General features: G+C 38.6%; 1 protein-coding gene. It reads left to right on the top strand.

Annotation, left to right across the window (positions count from 1 at the left end; all coding sequences use genetic code 11):
- Positions 1-69: 69 nt before the first annotated feature.
- Positions 70-1,697: hypothetical protein (locus ACED59_RS24400; protein ID WP_371705200.1), on the top strand; the 1,628-nt coding region annotated here is incomplete at its 3' end.

Below are 1,697 nucleotides of genomic sequence, written 5' to 3'. Positions count from 1 at the left end.
CAGCTGACGCTGTTGGCTTAGTAGAAAAACTGTCAACGTATTTTAGGACGAGACAGGTAAAAAAATTATATGAAAGATATTCAGTTTGATTTTGAAATAGAACGTCCTGTTGAATGGTGGTGCCAAGCATTTTCTTTTGATGCTAAAGAGTTTTTTTCAGCATTAGGAAAAACTGCGGTTAATATCGCGATGCAAGATACTAAAGGAGCGACAGAAAACGCTTTGGATATGTTAAAAGCAACGGGGTTAGAAGGTCAGACTGCTGGTGCTTTAGCTTGGGAGCTAATTAATACTTCATTGCATCGTTCTATTTACCACTTAGTTGTTGAAAGTGCGAACTTATTACAAAATAAAGGCATAGATGAAGCAGGCATTGAAGAGCTTTCTGAAACTTTAAGCCTTTCAATGCAAAAGAAACCAGTAGGGATTAACTCTGATTTTTTTACAAACCCTAAGCAAATAGCATTACTTTCTGTTATAGAACAACCTCTAACCGATTGGCTATTAGGATTAGGCTTGAGTCAATATGAGGCAAGTTCCATTTATTTGCGCCTTAAAGATTGCTTCCCTGTAACTCTTCATCAGCAATGGTTATCGGACGCTGCTACTTATAATCCGATTCAAGATGCGGTCACATCTCCTTTTCTAGAGGCGACAAAGATTGAGCGTGAATGGAGCATGTATCATTCATGGTTACAAGAGCAAGCTAATAAGCCTGTGTTTTCAGAAGCTTTCGGTTTAAAACAAGTCTACGTTCCCTTACGTGGTTACTACGAAGAAAAGATCGAGCAAAGTGAGGCGTTGGAGCAAAGCCAAAATCGGAAAAAAAAGTGTGTTGTTAATGTAGATGAAGAAATATTTCGCTGGGTTGAAAACTATCAAGCTGACGACGCGATTAAAGTTATAAGTGGTGGGCCAGGGTCTGGTAAGTCATCTACTGCAAAAATCTTAGCTGCGGAAATCTCTCAAAAAATATCAGGCGTACACGTATTATTTGTACCACTCCATTTATTTGATATCGATGACGATTTGAGTACTGCTATAGAGAGCTTTATCAGGGATGACCGATTCCTGTCCTCTAACCCTCTAGACGGGACTCATGGGCAAGAACGAATCTTACTTATATTTGATGGCTTAGACGAACTGTCTATGCGAGGTAAAGCCGCATCTGATGCAGCTATGGCGTTTGTAGAAGAAGTTATTATTAAGATCAATCGATATAACGGGCAAGGGCACAGACGACAGGCCATTATTACAGGGCGTGATGTTGCAGTTCAATCCACAAAAACTAAGTTACGAAAGTGTAAGCAAGTATTAAAACTATTGCCATATTTTGTTGATGAACGTTTTTATGATGAGTACGAAGATCCCAACTCTTTATTGAAGATAGACCAACGAAATATATGGTGGGAAAAGTACGCAAAGGCGAAAGGTCTAAATTATAAAAAATTACCAAAAAAATCAAATAAGGATAATTTAACTCCGATTACTCAAGAGCCATTACTAAACTATTTGGTAGCATTAGCATTTGAAGGAGGAAGAATAGCATTTGATGAAAACATCACTCTCAATGTTATTTATGCCGATTTACTGAAGGCCGTGCATAAGAGAAAATGGGAAAAGGAAACTCACCCGGGCACTTTAGTGATCTGCTCCAGTAAGACTGGACACCGCATTAAGCGACATATTGTTTTTCA

Origin of the sequence: Vibrio sp. FF266 (genome assembly GCF_041439695.1) — a bacterium.
Classification (GTDB): Bacteria; Pseudomonadota; Gammaproteobacteria; order Enterobacterales; family Vibrionaceae; genus Vibrio; species Vibrio tasmaniensis_A.
The sequence above is the reverse complement of the archived record's forward strand: the minus strand, read 5'-3'. Positions and strand labels throughout refer to the sequence as shown.